This window comes from Paenisporosarcina sp. P4_D4 (assembly GCF_056401835.1).
In genome coordinates, this window is sequence record NZ_JBFUIO010000199.1 from 1 (window position 1) to 2852 (window position 2852).

General features: G+C 37.0%; 1 protein-coding gene, 1 pseudogene and 1 other annotated feature. The gene and the pseudogene both read left to right on the plus strand.

What is annotated here, in order from left to right:
• Window positions 1-177: 177 nt before the first annotated feature.
• Complete coding sequence (gene shc, locus AC1DSL_RS16950) at window positions 178-2082, plus strand: squalene--hopene cyclase (protein ID WP_477533109.1); 1905 nt, start codon at window positions 178-180, stop codon at window positions 2080-2082.
• Window positions 2083-2387: 305 nt separating this feature from the next.
• Window positions 2388-2623 (plus strand) — a binding site (T-box leader).
• A gap of 60 nt (window positions 2624-2683) precedes the next feature.
• Window positions 2684-2852 (plus strand): annotated as a pseudogene (locus tag AC1DSL_RS16955) (amino acid permease); the annotation flags it as partial.

Sequence of the window (2852 nt, forward strand, 5' to 3'; positions counted from 1 at the left end):
GTAGCGATAACCATCATTATCGCTACTTAGAAAAGAATGAAGTTGATTATTCCTACTTTCTAGGGATTAATGATTTGGATTCCGACTAAAGATACTTAATCACTTCCTCGCATTTTTTAAAAACTAAACGAATATGTTTAGTTGTATTGAATTTATGCTATAGGAAGGACGAATTTTGTGAACGGTACCCTATCAGACGAAATTAATCGAATTATAAGCATCTTGAAGAAGGATCAATCTGAAGTAGGAACTTGGGATTATCCTTTTGAAACAGGTATTACAACGGATGCCTATATGATTATTTTATTGCGTTCATTAACTATTGATGATGAAAAATTAATAAAGGAACTAGTAGATCGGATTTTAAGCGAACAACAAGATAGTGGGGCTTGGAAGCTGTTTTATGATGAAGAAGATGACGGTAATGTAGCTGCCACGATTGAAGCTTATTACGCCCTTCTATATTCCGGCTATTGTTCTCACGATGATGTACGAATGCAAGTAGCAAGACAGTTTATTTTATCAAATGGGGGAATAGACAAAAGTAATTTACTAACAAAAATTATGCTGGCAGTAACTGGGCAATTTTCACGGTCAAAAATTTTTACTGTCCCGACAGAATTTGTTTTACTACCACACTCATTCCCAATGAACTTTTTCGACTTTTCTGTCTTTGGTAGGGCGAATATCGCTCCACTCATGATTCTCGCTGATAAGAAATACATAATTAAAACAAATAAAAGTCCAAACATTTCAGATTTATATATTTTGAACCACAACCGGTGGGATGAAGAATATTTATCAAGGGTCCTCTCAAATGAATGGAGTCCTTTTCTTTTATCCATTCAAAAAAGAATTGAGGACCTAATTGGTTTGCCAAAGCAAATTCAGGAACTTGCGGTTGATAAGACAAAACAGTATATGCTGGAACGAATTGAACCGGATGGCACCTTATACAGTTACTTCAGTTCGACATTTCTGCTAATTTTCGCGTTGCTTTCCCTTGGATATAAGAAAGATCATCCCACAATCATTCATGCGGTAAACGGATTAAAGTCTATGAAATGCCAAGTTGACGGGAAGACTCATATGCAATTCACCACAGCAACGGTATGGAATACAGCTTTAATTAGTTATGCCATGCAAGAAGCAGGCGTTTCCGAATTAGATCCCGTTATAAAAAAAGCAAACCAATTTTTATTAACACGACAGCATTATAAATATGGGGATTGGGTCATACACAGTCCACATAGTCTCCCAGGGGGATGGGGTTTCTCAAATGTAAATACAATGAACCCTGATATTGATGATACTACTGCATCCTTAAGGTCAATTTGCAAAACTGTCATTAAAAAACCCAAGGTCCATACATCTTGGGACAGAGGAATCAACTGGGTATTTTCAATGCAAAATGATGATGGAGGATGGCCATCATTCGAAAAAGGCGTGAATAAAAGCATTTTGTCTATGATTCCAATTGAAGATGCTGAATATTTACTTGCAGATCCTTCAAGTGCAGATTTAACAGGAAGAACATTGGAATTTTTCGGGAAATTCACTAACTTAAAGAAGAGTCACGACTCTATAAAGTTAGGTGTAAATTGGCTATTCGATCATCAAGAACCGAATGGATCGTGGTATGGCCGATGGGGCATTTGTTATATTTATGGTACTTGGGCTGCTATAACCGGGCTTGTTGCAGCAGGAATATCGTCGGACCATCCTTCTATTCAAAAATCTGTCAAATGGCTTCGTGATATTCAAAATTTGGATGGGGGATGGGGAGAGTCTTGTAAAAGTGACAAAATGAAAACGTACGTTCCATTGAGAGCCAGTACGTTAACTCATACAGCCTGGGCATTGGATGCGCTGATTGCTGCTGAAGACGAACTCACACCAGAAATAATATCCGGCATCAAATATATTTTAGAAAATAATGACAAAGATGACTGGACAACTTCTTATCCAAAAGGACAGGGAATGGCTGGCAGTTTCTATATTCATTATCATAGTTATCGATATATTTTCCCTCTAATTGCACTTGCGCATTATCAAAAAAAATTTCCGAATGAAAGCCTCTAAACTCTCAAGAACGAATAGGTATGAAAGGTGACATACCATACTATGGCGCAAGCGGAATTGTTGGGTTAATTGTGAACCCAGTCACGTCAATTGATTCACCTTCTGAATCCTTATTGCCACTCGTAACTCCCAGAGGATTAGGTATAATATTTTATTGAAAATAGTATTTTGCAGATGTATTAGCTATTTCACCACATATTACCAAGATTGTTTCGTTAAAAATATTATTCTGAAATAATTATTGACAAATTTACTTCTAATCCGTATAGTATGGGATATTATAAAAAAAAATCAGATATAGTTTTCAAAACACAAAGATCAGGAGTAGTAAAAGCTCATTATTCGGTAAAGAGAGCTGCGGGTTGGTGCAACGCAGTCCAATGATACTTTGAACTTGCCTGGGAGTGGTAAAGCGAAAGTTTAGATTTAATCTATTCTCTTATTTTAACGATTGACCTTCGTTACAAGGTTTTTAAAGCAGGGTTCGTAAAGAGCCAATAAGAGTGGTACCGCGGTAAGCTTAAGGCATATCGTCTCTTTCTTCATTTGATTGTGAAGGAAGAGACGATATGCCTTTTTTGATTTTTTGGGAGGTCAGGATATGGAAACCGACAAACAGAATTTACAGAGGACAATGACTTCAAGACATATTACGATGATGGCATTAGGAGGTGCCATTGGGGCAGGTTTATTTAAAGGAAGCAGTTCAGCCATTGATATGGCAGGACCATCCGTAATAATTGCTTACTTGATAGGGGGCATCATCCTAT